Consider the following 17519-nt stretch of genomic DNA (forward strand, 5'->3'; position numbering starts at 1 on the left):
AGCCTTGTGAAGACGCCGAACTACCAAGTTGACCTCAACGCGCATCTTGCCGACTGTGAGATGAATTATCTGCGTTTGCAGAAATTACTACCCGACGCCCTTCAGGCCGGTGACGAGCTCTGCATTGGGGTAGGCAATCACGCGCTCAATATTCGTGTGCGCGAGTGCGCACCGTATACCAGCTTTCTCGACTTGCGGCTGGCCCAGGCAAAAACGCAAGCCTGGGCCGCTATGTGCTTACAGGTGCGTATCTATCACGACGCAAAGCTTGCCGAGGTCAGCGGCGCCGAGCAGGTCTACGCCCTGCGGCAACGCTACGACTACCCGAATAATAAAATGTTCCAACGCGACGAAAAGGCCCAGCTAAACCGCTTTCTTGGCGAATGGCTAAGTCAGTGCTTGCGGCACGGTCACCGGCACGACAGCGCTGTATTAGAAAAGGTCAGCGCGACCGGTACACAATTTTAGCAGCGAGACTGCAGTCGCAAATCACACATTTATTGTCGCGCGGCAACGCCCGCCAATGGACTGCGTCTGGATTTGTGGCAATCCATACCGTATAAAAGCCGAAGACATTAACGAGGCTTATCGTGAACAGCGCCAACGCAACAGCGACGTCCCCTTTCTGCCTGGTGCAGATTACCGACTGCCACCTGGGCGCTAACCCGGGCAGCTCGCTGTTGGGCATGGATACCGACCACAGCCTCGACGAAGTGCTCGCTTTGGTGCAACGCCAGCACCCGCACATCGACATGCTGGTAGTCTCTGGCGACCTCTCTGGTGACAGCAGCGCCGCGGCGTATCAGCGCCTGCTTCCCAAGCTCGATGGGCTGGCGGACACGATTGTATGGCTACCCGGCAACCACGACGACCCCGCTACCATGCACCAATGTGCGGGCGAGGCGTTGATGCCAAAGCAGGCGACACTCGGTAACTGGCAGCTGTTATTTTTAAACTCGGCGGTTAGCGGCCAAGTAGGCGGCCATCTCGCTGAAAGTGAATTGGCGCTGTGCCGCCAACACCCCTGCGACAGCAACACCTTTATCTTTGTCCACCACCACCTGAATAAGCTCGGTGCCGAATGGCTGGACGAGCAATTGATCGATAACGCCGATGCGCTGTTCGATATTCTCGACGACAAACCCGGCGTGGCGGCCATTGTATCCGGCCACGTACACCAAGCCTCGGAGCAGCGCCATCGCCAGCAACGCTTGCTGACGACGCCTTCAACCTGTATACAATTCGCGCCTGGCAGCCGCGACTTTGCCCTAGACGACCTAAACCCTGGCTACCGCTGGTTCACCTTGAACACCGACGGCAACTGGCAGACAGGCGTGGAGCGCGTTAGCGGCGTGGAATTTACGGTAGATAAAACGGCAAACGGCTACGAATGAGCGCAACAGTCATTTATATACACGGCTTTCTCTCTTCCCCCCAATCACACAAAGCACAACTGGTTAAACACTACTTTGCGCAGCATCACCCGTCGGTCAGGCTGTGTATTCCCAGCATGCCCAACAACCCGGCAGGGGCCTTTGCCAAACTGGCGCAAGTGGTGGAAGAGGAACTGGCCGCAGCACCGGACACCCTGGCACTTATCGGCAGTTCGCTGGGCGGCTTCTTCTCGACCGTACTGGCCGAGCGCCACCAGCTAAAAGCCGTGCTGGTCAACCCGGCAGTTACCCCGGGAGAGTGGGGAGAGCAGTTCATCGGCGAATACGACAACCCCTATACCGGCGAGCATTTCAGCGTGACAGAAGAAGACCTCGCCTGCCTGCGCGCGCTAACGCCAGCCGACATTACACCCGAGCACTACTGGCTAATGGCGCAAGAGGGCGACGAAACGCTGGATTACCGCCTCGCCGTGGCGGCTTATCGCGACTGTAAGCAGCTCGTTGAGCCCGGCGGTGACCACAGCTTCGTGAATTTCGAAGCGCATTTGCCCGCAATAGTGGAATTTCTGGGCGTGGCTGGTTAACAATAGCCCACCCAAACCGATTCATTCACGGCGCCGCGATGCGGCCTCGCAGTGGTAGAGCATGTCACAATACACCTCACAATCGATCGAAGTTCTCACCGGCCTTGAGCCTGTGCGCAAGCGTCCGGGCATGTACACCGACACCGCCCGACCCAACCATCTGGCGCAGGAAATTATCGACAACAGCGTCGACGAAGCGCTGGCCGGCCACGCCAGTCAGATCACCGTCACCCTGCACAACGATGGTTCGCTAAGCTGCGCCGACGACGGCCGCGGTATGCCGGTAGACATCCACCCGGAGATGGGCCTGCCAGGTGTCGAAGTGATTCTCTCCACCCTGCACGCCGGGGGTAAATTCTCCAACGACAACTATCAGTTCTCCGGCGGCCTCCACGGCGTGGGAGTATCGGTGGTCAACGCTCTGTCATCGCTACTGGAAGTCACCATTAAACGCGACGGCCAGGTTCACCAAATGCGCTTTGCCAATGGCGACAAAGCCTCCGACCTGGAAGTCATCGACAGCTGCGGCAAGCGCAATACCGGCACACTGCTGCGCTTTTGGCCAGATGCCCAATACTTCGACAGCGCCAAATTTTCGGTGCGCCGCCTCAAGCATGTGTTGCGTGCCAAAGCCGTACTCTGCCCGGGCCTGAAAGTTATTTTCAAAGATGAAACCGGCGAAGAGAGTGAGGAGTGGTACTACGAAGATGGCCTGCCCGACTACCTGGCCAGCCACACTCGCGAATACGAAACCCTGCCCGCGCAACCCTTTGTCGGCCATTTCAGTGGCAACACCGAAGGCGTGGACTGGGCTGTGCAATGGCTGCCCGAAGGCGGCGAGCCGCTGGCCGAGTCCTACGTTAACCTGATCCCCACCGCTCAGGGTGGCACCCACGTTAACGGCCTGCGCAGCGGCTTGCTGGATGCCATGCGCGAGTTCTGCGAGTTCCGCAACATGATCCCGCGCGGCGTCAAATTGACCCCAGACGATATCTGGGACAAGTGCAGCTATGTGCTGTCTTCCAAGCTGGCCGACCCACAATTTTCTGGCCAGACCAAAGAGCGTCTCAGTTCCCGCGAAGCCTCAGCCTTTGTATCGGGCGTGGCCAAAGATGCGTTCAGCCTGTGGCTAAACCAGCATACCGAAGAGGCCGAAAAACTCGCCGAGCTGTGCATCAGCAATGCCCAAAGCCGACTGCGCAAAGCCAAAAAAGTGGTGCGCAAGAAAGTCTCCGCCGGACCGGCACTGCCCGGCAAATTGGCAGACTGTGCCGGGGTAGAAAGTGAGCGTTCAGAATTGTTCTTGGTGGAAGGGGACTCGGCGGGGGGCTCGGCTAAACAGGCTCGCGACCGTCAGTTTCAGGCCATCTTGCCGCTGCGCGGTAAAATCCTGAATACTTGGGAGGTGGACTCCCAGCAAATTCTCGCCTCGCAGGAAGTTCACGACATCTCCGTGGCACTGGGGGTAGACCCCGACTCCGACGATTTAAGCGGTCTGCGCTACGGCAAGATCTGTATTCTTGCCGATGCAGACTCCGACGGTGCCCACATCGCCACACTATTGTGCGCGCTGTTCCTGCGTCACTTCCGCCCGATGGTCGAACAGGGCCACGTATTTATTGCCATGCCACCGCTGTACCGCATCGACGTTGGCAAAGAGGTGTTTTACGCCCTCGACAACGACGAAAAGCAGGGCATTGTCGACCGCATAGAGGCGGAAAAAATCAAAGGCAAAGTATCCGTCACGCGCTTTAAGGGCCTCGGTGAAATGAACCCCTTACAGCTGCGCGAAACTGTTATGGACCCGGATACTCGCCGACTGGTGCGCTTGGGCATCGAACCCGGCGATGACACCGATGCCCTGATGGATATGCTGCTCGGGAAAAAGCGTGCCGCAGACCGCAAGCAATGGTTGGAGCGCAACGGTGACGAGGCCGACGTCATCGTTTGATGGCTGTCATAAATTCACAGTAAAAGCGTCGCCAGCAAGCATTCACTAATTGTGGCCGCCGCGTAGTATCGGCAGGCACACACTAACAATAACAGGAATGCACCATGGAACAGCAACGGGAACCAATTCCCGGCTGGGCGCGCGCTTTTCTCGCCCTCGTCGACAAACTGATCTGGAACGCACCTGGCAAGCCGCGCATTCGCGTTGCCTGGGCAGTGGACTTCCACAAGATTTTTACCCTGTTCATCATCTACGCGATGATGAATTACTACGACAATTTCACCACTACTGCCTGGGTCTACCTTGGCCTGCACGGCATCTATGGCTATTGCTGGCTGATAAAAGACTTCGGCTTTCGCGACCACCAATTCAATGACCGCATCAGCGTACTTGCCTCCATCAACCTCTATGTTTTTCTCATCGGCTGGTACTGGATCACCCCATGGCTATTAATTTCGGGCTTCATTGAGCCCAGTGGCCCTGTCGTATTTGCCGCCATTGCCATTCACACCCTCGGGGTTGTCACCATGATGGCCGCCGATGGCCAGCGCCACTGGATACTTAAATACCGCCAACAACCGGGGCTGATTACCGACGGCGTCTACCGTTACACCCGCAACCCGAATTACCTTGGCGAGCTGATGCTTTACGCGGCCTACCCGATGCTGGCCCAACACTGGATCGCCTGGGCGATCTACGCCTACATGGCCAGCTATTTCCTGGCGCGGATGAAGAACAAAGATCACGCCATTTCCCGCCACCCGGGCTGGCAGGAATACAAACAACAAAGCGGCTTGCTGATACCCTGGCGCTTACTGACCGGCGCCGCTATTGCCGACCGCCTAAAACAATCCCCCTCGCACCCGGAGGCCAGCATCAATGCAAAATGAAACTTCCTGGAAACGCTTTTATCGCTTCGCCGCATTCTTCAACTTCGCGGCGGCGTTTATGCTGTTATTTGCCACTGAGGCCTTCTTTGCCCTGCTGCAAATGCAAAGCCTCTATGTGCCCGAGCTACTGCCCTGGGCTCATCAATTTGGTGTGCTGGTATTGGTGTTTGGCTTTGGTTATTGGCGCATTGCCGGCAGCCCAAAAGACCACAAAGATATTATTTGGATGGGCTGCATCGGCAAAACCCTGGTGTTCGTTGCGGCCTGGGTGGATACATTGAGCTTTCCGGCGCTGATGCCCTTTGCCATTTTTGTGATCGCCGATCTTGCCTTTGCGGTGTTTTACGGCCTGTACCTACTCAACAATGCCCGATACGAGGGTCAGCTGCGCTAGCCCTCAATTGACGCGTAGTGCTTGTGGAAGGCTCCTGGGCCTTCCACCTTTTTAATTCTCGTCAGACTCTATGGCCCGACGCTCGCGATCATACTCGTCGTAAGGCTGCGCCGCCTGCGCGATACAGGCCTCGTATTGAGAGGGCGGCAGCTTATCGCACTCGAAACGATTACTCGCCTGAATACTCTCGTAGACCTCCCGGCTCGCACAGCCGCTGAGTAAAAACAGCGCGCCAACCGTCAATACACGTTTCATATACGCGCCCTAACAATGCCGCTAGCGCCGGCGACCGCCTGGTTTAGGGCCGGTTTGTCGCCGTGGGCGCGACTTACCTGCCGCCTTTGCGGTGCCCGACAAACCGCCCACTGCTTGATTGATCTCTGCCATTTCCTCAGCGCTGAGATTGCGCCACTGACCGAGTTTCAGCGCATCCAGTTTGACGTTCATAATCCGCGTGCGCTTGAGCCGCGTCACTTCATAGCCGAAGTGTTCGCACATTCGCCGAATCTGGCGATTCATACCCTGCACCAAGATAATTTTGAACACATTGCGGCTGAGGATCATGACCTTGCAGGGCTTGGTCACCGTGCCCAGGATAGGCACGCCTTTGGCCATTCGCTCGGCAAACTGTCCGCTCAGCGGCTTGTCGACGGTGACGATATATTCTTTCTCGTGGGCATTTTCAGCGCGCAAAATTTTATTCACGATGTCGCCATCGCTAGTGAGGAAAATCAGCCCCTCGGAATCTTTGTCTAAACGGCCGACGGGAAAGATGCGCTTTTTGTGCCCAACGGCGTCAATAATATTGCCCGGCACATGGGCTTCGGTAGTACAGGTAATACCGACCGGCTTGTTGTAGGCGATATATACCCTGTCGGTTTTATCCGCATTAACCGTACGAATGCGCTTGCCTTCCACCATCACGACATCGCCCGGCATCACCTGTGCACCCAGGCCGGGGCGTTTACCATTGACACTGACTTGGTTCTGCAAAATCAGCTTGTCGGCTTCGCGACGCGAGCAATAGCCCGAGTCACTGATAAACTTATTTAGGCGCCGTCCTTCACCATTACTCACACTGCATCTCTCTTTACTTGCTATTCACACCCGCTACCGATTGTGGTCTCGGGATAACAAGTCTGACACAGAAATCATTGAGATGAACTACAACCGCGGAGCAAAGCAGATGCGAGAGAGAAAAAAGAGGTGGTCGCCAGGGCGATAGCGGCCACCTCCCTCCCCGAGGGGATTCTTAACGGGCGGTATAGCCACCGTCCATAACCAGTTCCGAGCCGGTCATATAACTTGCCGCGTCGGAAAGCAAAAACACGATACCCTGAGCGATTTCCTCTGCCCGCGCCATGCGCCCCATCGGGATGCTGGCCACTACTCGCGTAGCGAAGGCATTGGCATCGTCCTCTGACAGTTTGGCCAGGGCACCGCTTACCAGAGGCGTTTCTACATAACCGGGATGAAGGGAGTTCACCCGAATACCGTAGTCACGATCAGCGCAATACAGCGCCAGCGACTTGGTCAGTGCGCGCACGGCGCCTTTGCTGGCGTTGTACGCTGGCAGCATTGGGTCGCCGACAATACCTTCAATCGACGACACATTGACGATCGACCCGCCGCGCGCTTTCATAGTCTGGATGGCCGCACGACTGCCGAGAAACACCGCGTCGCTATTAATGGTCTGGGTGCGCCGCCAACCCTCCAGACTTTCGTCCTCGGGGCCGCAAATTACCGCGATACCCGCGTTATTCACGACGCCGTCCAGCTGACCGAAGCTGGCGACAACCGTTTCCATGCAATGCTGCCACTGCTGCTCGTCGCACACATCCAAGGGGAAGAATTCCGCATCGGCGCCCTCCGCGCGCAGTGCCTCACACAGTTCTCGGCCAGCGTCCTGATCGATATCGCTCACCGCCAGCTTCGCCCCTGCCGCCGCCAGAGCATGGCACGCCGCCGCACCAATGCCTTTGGCGGCACCCGTGATCAACACCACTTTGTCTTTACAATGAATACTCATCACACTCTCCTATGCTGCGGTGAAACCGCCATCCACGGTCAGCTCAGCGCCACTGATATAGGCGCTGGCATCACTGGCAAGAAACAGCGCCGCATTGGCAATATCCTCGGCTGTGCCGAGCCGCCCCATCGGGATCATCTGCTGCTCCAATACCGCACTGGCTTCCTCGCGAGACTGGGTGAGCCCAACATCCACAAAGTCGTCGTAAACCTGTTCAGCCATAGCGGTATCGATCAAACCGGGGTGCAGCGAATTAACGCGAATGCCGTAACCAAAGCGGGCGAACTCGACCGCAGAATGCTTGCTGATAGAGCGCACCGAGCCCTTGGTTGCACCGTAAATGCTGTGGCCAGGGACGCCAATTAACCCGGCGATGGACGACAGATTTATAACGCTGCCACCGCGACCAAAGCAGCCGCTGGGCTGCATGGTTTCAGCCGCATAGCGCAGGCCGAGAAACACCGATTGCACATTGACCTCGTGGATACGGGTCAGTTGCTCTACCGAGTTGTCTTCCAGGCGACCGCCAATGTAAATGCCAGCGTTGTTCACCAGAATATCCCAGCGGTTGTGCCACTGTTTCAACTCTGCCACCAAGGCCTGCCAGTCTTCCTCCAACACCACATCTTGCTGAATAGCGCGCGCGTCAAAGCCCTGTTCATTCAGTTCCGCTGCCAAGCGCTGACAGGCGGCCACATCGATATCACTGAGCAGCACCGAGGCGCCCGAGTATGCCATGCGTTGGGCGCAGGCCTTGCCAATGCCCGCCGCCGCTCCGGTCACCACAGCGACTTTGCCCTGCAGCGAAAAAGGATTGTTCTCTTTCATTGTTATTTTCCGTTGTGTATTGAGGTTCAGCGCGCGGCGATATCCACTACGGCGCGGCCACGAATTTGTCCCTGCAAAATTTGCCCAGCGGCTTCAGGAAGGTTGTCGAAATCAATTTCAACCGCCATCGCTTCCAGTTTGTTCAGGTCGACAGACTCAGCCAAACGCTGCCAGGCGCGCTCACGCAGCGCCATTGGCGCGTGTACCGAGTCCACGCCCAGCAAGGCGACATTGCGCAGTGCAAAGGGCATCATGTTGCCGGGTAAGTCCAGGCCCTGGGCTAAGCCGCACGCGGCCACGGCGCCGTTGTAATGAAGTTGGGCAATAACGTTGGCCAGGGTATGGCTGCCACAGGAATCCACCGCCGCTGCCCAGCGGGGCGCCTGCATCATCTCACCGGCTTCTGACAACTCGCGGCGATCGATCACGGAGTTTGCACCCAGGCTCTTTAAATATTCGCTTTCTTCAAGGCGGCCCGTCGACGCTGCCACGGTATAGCCCAGGCCCGCCAACAACATAATGGACACGCTGCCCACTCCCCCCGACGCGCCGGTTACCAGCACTTCGCCCGACTCAGGGCTAATACCGAGCTGCTCCAGTCGCAGCAGAGACAACATCGCGGTGTAGCCCGCCGTACCCAGCAGCATGGCGTGGCGGGTAGTGAAAGCCTCAGGCACCTTCAACAGGTAGTCGCTCGAAATACGCAGGCGCTGGGTATAGCCGCCATTGTGCGTTTCTGAGGCGCCATAGCCATTCATCAGCACCTTGTCACCGACCTGAAAGCGGCTGCTCCCAGACTTAACCACAGTGCCTGCCATATCAATGCCGAGAATCAGCGAAGGCTTTTGAACAATGGGAATGGCGTCACTCATCGCCAGGCCATCTTTGTAGTTAACGGTAGAGTATTCCACCGCTACCTCCACATCGCCGTCGCCAAGTTGCTCGCTGCTGAGCTGCTGAAATTCAACGCGGTAGCCACTGTCGTCGCGTACGCCAAGCAAGGCTTTGTATGTGTCTGTCATGGTGAGTCCTTTTGTTGTTAGTTACCCAAGCGGCGCAGGGCACCGTTGGTTAAATAGCGGTTGTAAATATCGTGATCGTTCACCCGCATTCGGTGGCCGCCAGAGATTTCTGCCAGCTGTTCTATACGGGTCATTTTTCCGGTCTGCACATCGAAAGCGTGAACATGGCACCACGACCAATAGGGGTGCTTACCGTCCATTACCCGGCGGTCGCCGTCCTCGTATAGCCCATAGGCACCATCGAAGGAACGGAATAGATCGCCGCGCCGGTCAAAGGTGACCATGCCCAGCGGCAACTGGGTGCGCGCATCAAACCACACCCGTTTAACGCCAACGGGTGCGCGCGGGAAGCCAGTGGGCTTGGCATCAACGGCAATGGCCTCTGGGACCAATTCCACGTCGGTATCCCAGAAGGTTTCTCCCTGTGGGCCGCCATGGGTGTTGTGCGACCAGTCTTCACTTTGCGAGGCCCAGCCACCGCTGACGGCGGCCAGCATGGGTCCGCGCCACACCACTTTGTAGTCGCCCCAGGTGTGCAGGGGGTCACCCGCCGCCCACGCGTCGGACAGGTATAACGAGGAACCCGGTACCAACGGTTCAAAGCGCTGATCGGTGGGGAAGCGACGAATACGTTTAAAATCGGGAATATAGCCGTATAACTCGGGAAATTTGTTTTGGTCGTAGTGCCAAATATTCAAGAAAGACGTGCCGCGCACGCTGTCTGGCGCCGTGAAAAAGACACTCTGATAGCGCAGCTTGTCTTCGTGGCCCTTCCAGTAAACGCCGGGCAGTACCAAACGCCCCGTCGGCGCATATTCAGCCCAGCCATTTTCGTAGCCGTAGCTGACTTTGCCATCGCGGTTGAGGTCGTATTCGCGGATCGCATAGAACGAAGCATCGTGTCGCCCCCAGCTTAACGTTAGGCCGGCAAAAAGCTCCACACCGGTCTTGGCATCGGGAAAGGGCAAGCCACCAATCCAGGGTTTGCCGTCGGCCGTCACAACATTGCCATTGTCGTCAAAGCGCGCTTGGCCGCGGTGGCGAAAGCTCGCTTCCATATATTCCCATGGGCTCAGCTTCATCACATCGCGAGTGGTCTCACGCAATCTCAGGCGACGCCCCATGTCTTTGACTTGCATGTACTTCACCGGCTCGAGAAGGTCTTTTACCAGCTCGACATTACCGGCGTCGATCACATCACCGGCCTTGAGCTTGCCGCCGGTATATTGCTCTATCGACAGCAACTCCTCTGGATACGCCGCCGCATAATCACCGTGTTTTTCCATTGCCGCCCAAGCCGGCATAAGCAGGCCCGCACCGACAAAACCTGAGCCTACACGCAAAAATTCACGCCGGGAAAACTGTCGGTCAAACCGCCTGATATGAAAACTCATACAACATCCTCGCGGTAAAAAAGCCGGCGACAAAGTCGCCGGCAAGGTCCCATTACTTCCTGAGGGTGGGGGTAGGGTTCGCTAGAATTGGTAGGCTACGCGCAGACCAAATTCATCGGCCCAGTCCACGGTTTGCATGATATTTTCATTCTCGTTGGCGCCATCAACGTAGCCGTCCATGTGGTTGTAGAACATTTCTATGTTCCAGTTACCAGAGGGCTTCCATTTCAGTGCCGGCTGCACAAACAAGCCGCCGCGCGTGTCATACAACACCGACAAATCTGCTCGCCATACCAAGCCAGGGAAGGGCTGCTGAAGGGCGAGTACCAGGCCGTTCCAGCCACCATCCACACCTTTAGGCGTGTTGTTGACCGTGCCGCCCATACCACTTAAGTGGCGGCCAAACAGATCGCTCTCACTGCGATGCATCCACTGGAAAACCATGTAGGTGGCAGGGAAGCTGCGGCTGAAGCGCTGATATTTTTCTAATACCAGAGCAGTCACGTATTCATCTTCAACAATGTATTCCTGCCCCAGGTCGATAGGGGTAAAGGTTTTATCCGGCGTGAAGGAAACCTCGAAGTTCAGAATCAACTGATCCGTCCAGCTGCCGGGCTCGCCACTGAATACATAGCTGATACCGGTGCCGAAAACATCCTCGCGGTGGTAGGTGCGCTCAATGTGACCGCGCAGACCGCCGCCGCCCTGACCAGACAGCGGGTTATTCAGGAAACCACCCGTCAGGATGAAGAACAGATCGAGCTCTTCTTTTGCCGCATCAATGCCCTGAACCGGCCGTGCCAACAGCAACTGCGATGCGGGGAAGTCGGTAACAATGTTGTTCAGACCTTCGGTGCCGTCGAGGCGCGCCATCCCCGCATAGGTAAACCACTCCTCTGCACTCCATACCCCGGTGGGGTCCACTTCAAGCGGCGTTTCGGCAAGAATAGCACCGGAGCCGGGTAGGCCTGGAGCATCGCGGTTCACACCAGACTTAGTCCAGCGCACAACCCCGTCGGGGTTGTAGCGGTTGGTATACATAAACTGCAGACCAAAGTCGCCAAGAAAGCCTTTCAAGCGAAAACCGCTATTCACTTCTTCGTCAACACTGCTGTAGCGATCGTGCACGGTAAACTGTGAAGGGATCACGTTGTAGGGCGTGTTCGGGTTGCCGTAAATGGTCGGCTGAAAGCTCTGCGCAAACATGTCCAGTTCCCAGTTGGAATTCAGCTGGTAGGACACGCGGATGGCTGGCGAGGCGATACGCTCATCGGCGTACTCCTCGGAAGCGAAATCGAAGATCGAGTGACGGCGCAAATCCAAGCCGTTGGCCACGTCGAATACCCGGAAGAACAAGGCCTGCCCCCAGGCAATTTGCTGGTTACCGGCGCGCACTAATAGCGGCCCGTTCTGATAGTCCAGGTACAGCGACGGAAAGTCGACCATGTAGTTGTCGCCAGCGATCTCCAGCGGATTCTGTTCACCGCCGTTTTCAAAGTCGTCGTACTCGAAATAATTGGGTTCGCCATAGAGGTAACCCGCGGCGTTGCTGTTCACCGAGTCCGGATCAAATTCATCGTATTCGGCTGCGTCAAAGATGCCGCGCAGCTTTGCCGTCGCTGACCAGTTGTCACTAAACTTGAGCTGCAGGGTGCTCTCTAAACGCACCTGGCTGTGATTAAAATCGTTGTCGGCCGGAACACCGTTGCGCGTCGCGGTATCCGAGATCGGCGCACTGATAGGAATGGGCAAATTCAGGCCGAGCAGCGTACCCACGTTGAGGCCACCGTTACGCTCAACCTCCTTGCCATTAAAGAGGTTACCGCGCTGGTTGTAGGGGTTTTCGTCACTTACCGTTTTGGCAGCCAGCTCTACACGAATCAAACCACTAAGGCTGTAGTCGACACCCAGCAGCTCACCACTGGCCGACCACGATGGACTAGACAGTGCCATCGCCGTTGTGGCGAGAGCCCAATTAAGCCGATTATTATTTTTCATCTCGCTTCTCCGAGGCTATTTTTAAAGAGAAATTTTGATCACTTTGGCTTGTTCACCGACGGCATAAAAAGCGTTACCGAGTACCGCGATATCGCTGTACCAGCTTTCTAAAAATGCGTCGTGATTCAGTACCCGCGCCTGACTGCTGGTCGGCGAAATACTCAAGGCCTGACGAATTCCCGTCGCCACCGCCTTGCCATCCGCGCGGATGGCAACATCCATTAAGATGGCGTCGCTATTACTGGTAATGGCTTTCCAGCTTTCGCCGCCATCCCTGCTGCGCAATACCGTTCCGCTCTGGCCAACCGCATAGGCCAAACCGGTATCGCTGAGGGCGAGGCCAAACAGCGACGCTTCGCCGCTGTGCAGCGACTGCCAGCTTTTCCCAGCGTCATCGGAGCGCGCGACCATGCCAAACTCACCGACAATGTAAATGCGACCGCGCGCATCTATTGCTGCGTTATACACATGTGGCTGATAGTTCTGGCCGATCAGCGCCGGCCAATCGATCTGTGACTGCTGCCAACTGCGACCACCGTCTTGTGAACACAGCACCGCACCAAAAGCACCAGTGGCGACCGCCAGACCGAAGTCTCCCTGAGCGACGGCAAACAAGCGCTCTTTCACCGGCGCCTCGATCGCCTTCCAGCCGTCGCCGGCATTGTGAAAAATGCCGCCCTGCTGGCCCACAGCCAACAGGTTGCCCTGGCGCTCCGACACCGCCAGTAGCGCGCGACTATCACCAACATTGCTGTTGCTCTGCCACTGGCTACCGTCGCGGCTCTGCCACAAGCGGCCATTGCTACCCACGGCAAGCAAGCCGTCACTGCTGGTATTCACGCCGAAAAGCACATCGTGGGGATGACCTCGGTGTACCTGTTCACTGCTGGCTGCGGCGGCGGGCATCGCCCCCGCCGTCAGCAGCAGCGCACAAACCCCCGCGGCAACGCGGTTCTTAACGCTAGCCATATCAGCCTCCCAGGCGCTGCATCGCTTGCACGGTGAGGTACTTGTTGTACACGTCGACATCGCCGGGATTGAAGTTGGTCTTGTAACCGCCCGTTACGCCCTTGGCCTGTACAAAACGGCTCATGCGGTTGGACTGCACGTCGTGGCTGTGAACACTGGACCAAGACCACGCGGGGTTGGCGCCGTCCATATTGGTCATCTTGTCGTTCGACTGCTGCGCGTAATGCGGCTCAAACGACTTCCAGATTTCACCGCGACGGTCGTAGGTCACATAGGCGACATACATTTGGTTGCGCACATCGATCCATACACGGCGCTTACCCACGGGCGCACGCGCATAGCCGGTTGGCTCCGACTCCAGCACGATGCACTCCGGCACCAGTTCCATGTAGGTGTCGAAGAAGGTCTGATCTTTAGGGCCACCGTGCACGGGTTTTTCCCAGTTGTCGTGATGGCCACCGTGGAAATTGCGCGGACCGATGCAACCCAGCATTGGCTGGCGACCGACAATTTTGTAGTTGCCCCAGGTTTGCAGCGGGTCACCGGCCGCCCAGGCATCTGACAGGAACAGAGTGATACCCGGTACCAGCGGCTCAAAACGCTGGTTAGTGGGGAACTGCCTTACCCGGCGGAAAGCGGGGATATAACCGTGCAGTTCTGGGAATTTACGCTGATCGTAATGCCAAATGTTCAGGAACGAGGTACCGGCACTGTCGTTGGGCGCGGTGAAGAATACCGACTGGTAGCGCAGCAGGTCTTCTTTGCCCTTCCAAACCTGACCGTCGGCACGTGACGTAGTATTCAGCTCACTCCATACAAAGTCGTACTGGTAAGACAGACTGCCGTTGTTGTCGATATCCCAGTCGCGCACTGCGTACTGCGACCAGTCGTGACGACCCCAGCTCATCGTTAGGTTGTACTGCGCCTCAACACCATTCTTGGGCTCGGGGAAGGGGTTACCGCCGATCCAGGGCTTGCCGTCTTTCGTCCACACGTTGCCGTCGCTGTCCAGCACTGCCTTACCCTTATTGCGCAGGGTGGCCTCGAGGTATTCAGCGGGGTAGAGCTGCGTAATATCTTTTACCGGTTCAACAATGTGAATACGGCGACCCATGGTTTTTACTTGCATATACGCAACGGGGTCGAGCAAGTGCTTCACATGTTCAACGTTATCGGCGGTAATCACATCGCCCGGTTTGATCTTGCCTTTGGTTTGCATCTCGATAGACAGCAGTTCATCGGGATAGGCCTTACTCATGTCAGCGCCGTTGGCGATCAGTGGCCACAGCGGCGCAATCACGCCCGCTGCACCAATACCTTTAACGGTTTTTTCCAGGAAACTGCGACGGCTAAAGTCAGTATCGTATTTTTTAATATGCATCGTTTACCTCCGGGGGGAACCCTTGATTATCTTTTTATTGATTGTCGGTCAGCTCAGGCTCAGCTGACCGCCTCGGCCCTGATTGCAGCGCGTTGCTGAACGGCTGCGCGCTCGTCTTCTTCTAAAAGTTTGCTAATGTCCATACCCTCGCCCAAGACCAGAATGTCTTTGCTGGACACGAATTTCGGCTTCATTACCCACACCAACAACGGCAGCACCACCAATGCGATCACCATGTTGATCAGCATCACCAGCACCAGTAGCAAGCCCATGTCGGCCAGGAATTTCAGGCCGGATAGGAAGTACCAGGGAAGAATGCCCAGCAGCATGATGCTGGCAGTGAACATAATGGCCTTACCGGTAGTGGTCAGCGCGGAGGTGATGGCCACGCCATAGTCCTCACACTCGTGATATTCCTCACAGATACGACTGAGCAGATAGATGCCGTAATCGATACCCACACCGACACCAATGGCAGCAACCATCAGCGAGTTGATGTCCAGACCAATGCCCATGAACGACATGCTGGTGGTCAAAATCATGTTGGACAGGTTAACCGGGATCAGCAGCACCACACCGGCAACCACCGAGTGATAGGCATAGCTCGACACTGCCAAAATGACCAGGTTGAGCAAACCCATAATCAACCAGTGATAACGCTCTACCACATGGTTAATGGCCTGCTGGATAGCGATGGTGCCGCTGCCGAGGCGCACAGTGAAAGCGTCGTGGTCTGCACCCACTTGCTCCACGGCCGCCCGCGCGGCCGCCAGCGCGTTGTCGACGGTGTCTTGTTTGTTATCGGCATACCAAAAGGACACAGTGGAGTTTTGCAATTCAAAGTCCACGACATTCGAGAACGCTTTGGGGCTGGTTCCCATCAGTACTGCCGACGCCGCAGCGTTAGCAGCTCGGTCGTTATTGTCCAGCGGCAACCACTTGCTGTGGCCACCGGAGATCAGCCGGTTGGCATCCATTAAGTAGTCGGCAAAAGACAGCGTCGCCCGCGGCGCGTGCTCGCCCGACTCCATAATCGATTGCAGCTGCAACATCGTTGCCACCGCATCGGCTTGTTTGGCCACGCGATCGCTACCGCTGTCGCCCTTCGCCTCCAGGATCACTTCGAGCGTATTCACACCGGGGAAGTGATTATTGATCTGGGCCACCGATACGTTGTACTCGGAGTCCTCCCACAACAGGTTGCTGCCCTCCACCGGGTTACCGATCTGGATACGCATCGAGTGGTACAGCGAGAACACACCCACCGCGATCACCACAATCATGGTGTAGGGAGCAATACGACCTTGGGACAAGCGGGAAATACTGGCTAGTGCTGCTTTCACCTTGCCGTGGAAACCACCGGAATGATCGCTGACAATCTTTTTCAAGTTGCGCGGCTCAGGCAGCACTGACAGCAACAGCGGTGCAAGAAATACCCCAGTCGGCGCTAACATCATTGCCCAGAAACCGCAGAACAGCGCGAAGCGTTCCATTGCCGGAATCGGTGCGATAGAAATCAGGAAGATACCCGCTGCGTCGGTGATAATGCCCAGAATAGATGGCGCCATCATCACGCTGGTTGTTAAACCTGCGGCTTTTACCTTGTCGCCGAGTTGATCGAAAATTTCATAGAAACGCTCGGTGAACTGTACGCAGTGACTAAACGATCGCGCGATCAACAGCAGCGGCACAATCATCAACAATGGCTCGATCGGCATCTTCATCCAACCGGCAAAACCAAAACCCCAAATCGCGGCAACAATACTGGCAAATATCGGTGTAACAACGCCGGCCATGTTCTGCGTATAGAGCACCAGGGCGATGACCAATGCACTTAGAGTAATGGCGAAAATACCAATCATTTGATGCTGGTATTCATAGACCCAACCGGTCAGCGCTGGCTGGCCCGCCATGTAGACATCGTGATTTGCATCCGTCGCATCATCGGCCAGTTTTTTAACAAAAGCGAAGGCCTCACCGTAGTCCAGGCGCTGCTCAATAAATGTTGCTGTCACCAATGTTGCAGTTTCGTCTTCTGAAATAAGAAACCGGCGTGCATTCGGCGACTTGCGAACATTGTCTTTAAATTGCTGCACTTCTTCGGGCGTTGCCGGTACCGAATCCCCCATCAAAGGTTGGGCATCAATACCGAAAGGCGTCGCCTCTGCGTAGCGCGCTTTTGCCGATGCAATCGATAGTATCTGGTCGTGATCCACCCCCGGCGACAAGTCAATGTCGCGAGTGAGATCCCAGACTTTCGACAGCGTTTCAGCATTGTATATATCGCCGTTTTTATTCTTCACCATCAAGGTGAATGTCAGTGGATTACCGAAATTCGGATGGTCCTTAAAAACATGAATAAACGGATCGTCCTTGGGAAGCAGGTCTGAAAAAATGGTTTCTAAACGAACATTTTTCAAACCGGCGGCAAAGAACAGGGTAATTGCGAGAAACAATATCGAAGCAATTATTCGGTGCTCAAGCACCGCCATTGCAATTCGGCCTCTTATATTATTCATCTTGCCGGTCCTTCAAGATCGCGGAAAATTAGTCATTAATTTTCCCGCGTATTATTTTTTTTAACGTATCAACGAGAACGTGATTAGCAGTCAGATTAATCGCTTATTAAAAGGCCGGTAATGCCTATTCCCGACCCTTTTTCTGTTAATTTACGACAGCCTTTTC

General features: G+C 56.1%; 16 protein-coding genes. 6 read left to right on the forward strand and 10 right to left on the reverse strand.

From position 1 onward, the window contains the following. Positions 1–6: 6 nt before the first annotated feature. The 6 genes from H573_RS0105200 (at position 7) to H573_RS0105225 (ending at position 5213) form a co-directional block, all read left to right on the forward strand. Positions 7–468 (forward strand): DUF1249 domain-containing protein, encoded by a 462-nt coding sequence (locus tag H573_RS0105200; RefSeq protein WP_027873334.1) that lies wholly within the window; start codon positions 7–9, stop codon positions 466–468. 122 nt (positions 469–590) lie between these two features. Then, a complete protein-coding gene (cpdA, locus tag H573_RS0105205; RefSeq protein WP_027873335.1) occupies positions 591–1394 on the forward strand; it encodes a 3',5'-cyclic-AMP phosphodiesterase in 804 nt (267 codons plus the stop codon). Next, entirely contained in the window at positions 1391–1978 is a 588-nt protein-coding gene (locus H573_RS0105210; protein WP_027873336.1) for a YqiA/YcfP family alpha/beta fold hydrolase, read from the forward strand. The genes cpdA and H573_RS0105210 overlap by 4 nt, the downstream gene beginning before the upstream one ends. A 61-nt stretch (positions 1979–2039) precedes the next feature. Next, positions 2040–3929 (forward strand): DNA topoisomerase IV subunit B, encoded by a 1890-nt coding sequence (parE, locus tag H573_RS0105215; RefSeq protein ID WP_027873337.1) that lies wholly within the window; start codon positions 2040–2042, stop codon positions 3927–3929. A 104-nt stretch (positions 3930–4033) separates the two neighbouring features. Beyond that, positions 4034–4819, forward strand: a complete 786-nt coding sequence (locus H573_RS0105220; protein ID WP_234701839.1) for a methyltransferase family protein — start codon at positions 4034–4036, stop codon at positions 4817–4819. Next, positions 4809–5213, forward strand: coding sequence for a hypothetical protein (locus H573_RS0105225; RefSeq protein ID WP_027873339.1), 405 nt, complete (start codon positions 4809–4811; stop codon positions 5211–5213). The genes H573_RS0105220 and H573_RS0105225 overlap by 11 nt, the downstream gene beginning before the upstream one ends. A 51-nt stretch (positions 5214–5264) precedes the next feature. Here the strand turns inward: H573_RS0105225 and H573_RS0105230 are convergent, their stop codons facing one another. From H573_RS0105230 to H573_RS0105275, 10 genes are all read right to left on the reverse strand, one after another. After that, entirely contained in the window at positions 5265–5468 is a 204-nt protein-coding gene (locus tag H573_RS0105230) for a hypothetical protein (protein ID WP_027873340.1), read from the reverse strand. Between the two features lie 21 nt (positions 5469–5489). Continuing rightward, on the reverse strand, positions 5490–6290 hold the full coding sequence (rluF, locus tag H573_RS17130; protein WP_084497931.1) for a 23S rRNA pseudouridine(2604) synthase RluF: 801 nt from the start codon (positions 6288–6290) through the stop codon (positions 5490–5492). A 175-nt stretch (positions 6291–6465) separates the two neighbouring features. Continuing rightward, a complete protein-coding gene (locus H573_RS0105240) occupies positions 6466–7242 on the reverse strand; it encodes a glucose 1-dehydrogenase (RefSeq protein WP_027873341.1) in 777 nt (258 codons plus the stop codon). 9 nt (positions 7243–7251) lie between these two features. Then, on the reverse strand, positions 7252–8070 hold the full coding sequence (locus H573_RS0105245; protein ID WP_027873342.1) for an SDR family NAD(P)-dependent oxidoreductase: 819 nt from the start codon (positions 8068–8070) through the stop codon (positions 7252–7254). 26 nt (positions 8071–8096) lie between these two features. Beyond that, positions 8097–9092, reverse strand: a complete 996-nt coding sequence (locus tag H573_RS0105250; protein ID WP_027873343.1) for an MDR family oxidoreductase — start codon at positions 9090–9092, stop codon at positions 8097–8099. Positions 9093–9109: 17 nt separating this feature from the next. After that, positions 9110–10486 (reverse strand): DUF1329 domain-containing protein, encoded by a 1377-nt coding sequence (locus H573_RS0105255; protein WP_027873344.1) that lies wholly within the window; start codon positions 10484–10486, stop codon positions 9110–9112. Positions 10487–10567: 81 nt separating this feature from the next. Further along, positions 10568–12484: a DUF1302 family protein gene (locus tag H573_RS0105260; RefSeq protein ID WP_027873345.1), complete on the reverse strand. Its 1917-nt coding sequence runs from the start codon at positions 12482–12484 to the stop codon at positions 10568–10570. Between the two features lie 21 nt (positions 12485–12505). Continuing rightward, positions 12506–13453, reverse strand: coding sequence for a WD40/YVTN/BNR-like repeat-containing protein (locus H573_RS17135; RefSeq protein ID WP_051171035.1), 948 nt, complete (start codon positions 13451–13453; stop codon positions 12506–12508). 1 nt (position 13454) lies between these two features. Then, positions 13455–14834 (reverse strand): DUF1329 domain-containing protein, encoded by a 1380-nt coding sequence (locus H573_RS0105270; protein WP_027873346.1) that lies wholly within the window; start codon positions 14832–14834, stop codon positions 13455–13457. Positions 14835–14893: 59 nt separating this feature from the next. Beyond that, positions 14894–17353: an efflux RND transporter permease subunit gene (locus tag H573_RS0105275; RefSeq protein WP_036255761.1), complete on the reverse strand. Its 2460-nt coding sequence runs from the start codon at positions 17351–17353 to the stop codon at positions 14894–14896. Positions 17354–17519: the final 166 nt, after the last annotated feature.

The sequence above is a fragment of the Neomelitea salexigens DSM 19753 genome, from assembly GCF_000422345.1.
GTDB lineage: Bacteria > Pseudomonadota > Gammaproteobacteria > Pseudomonadales > Spongiibacteraceae > Spongiibacter > Spongiibacter marinus_A.

Excerpts from the sequence above, each read along its gene's own strand:
- H573_RS0105210 (WP_027873336.1), top strand. The coding sequence starts at position 1,391 with ATGAGCGCAACAGTCATTTATATACACGGCTTTCTCTCTTCCCCCCAA.
- parE (WP_027873337.1), top strand. The coding sequence starts at position 2,040 with ATGTCACAATACACCTCACAATCGATCGAAGTTCTCACCGGCCTTGAG.
- H573_RS0105220 (WP_234701839.1), top strand. The coding sequence starts at position 4,034 with ATGGAACAGCAACGGGAACCAATTCCCGGCTGGGCGCGCGCTTTTCTC.
- H573_RS0105225 (WP_027873339.1), top strand. The coding sequence starts at position 4,809 with ATGCAAAATGAAACTTCCTGGAAACGCTTTTATCGCTTCGCCGCATTC.
- H573_RS0105230 (WP_027873340.1), bottom strand. The coding sequence starts at position 5,468 with ATGAAACGTGTATTGACGGTTGGCGCGCTGTTTTTACTCAGCGGCTGT.
- H573_RS0105240 (WP_027873341.1), bottom strand. The coding sequence starts at position 7,242 with ATGAGTATTCATTGTAAAGACAAAGTGGTGTTGATCACGGGTGCCGCC.
- H573_RS0105245 (WP_027873342.1), bottom strand. The coding sequence starts at position 8,070 with ATGAAAGAGAACAATCCTTTTTCGCTGCAGGGCAAAGTCGCTGTGGTG.
- H573_RS0105250 (WP_027873343.1), bottom strand. The coding sequence starts at position 9,092 with ATGACAGACACATACAAAGCCTTGCTTGGCGTACGCGACGACAGTGGC.
- H573_RS0105255 (WP_027873344.1), bottom strand. The coding sequence starts at position 10,486 with ATGAGTTTTCATATCAGGCGGTTTGACCGACAGTTTTCCCGGCGTGAA.
- H573_RS0105260 (WP_027873345.1), bottom strand. The coding sequence starts at position 12,484 with ATGAAAAATAATAATCGGCTTAATTGGGCTCTCGCCACAACGGCGATG.
- H573_RS17135 (WP_051171035.1), bottom strand. The coding sequence starts at position 13,453 with ATGGCTAGCGTTAAGAACCGCGTTGCCGCGGGGGTTTGTGCGCTGCTG.
- H573_RS0105270 (WP_027873346.1), bottom strand. The coding sequence starts at position 14,834 with ATGCATATTAAAAAATACGATACTGACTTTAGCCGTCGCAGTTTCCTG.
- H573_RS0105275 (WP_036255761.1), bottom strand. The coding sequence starts at position 17,353 with ATGAATAATATAAGAGGCCGAATTGCAATGGCGGTGCTTGAGCACCGA.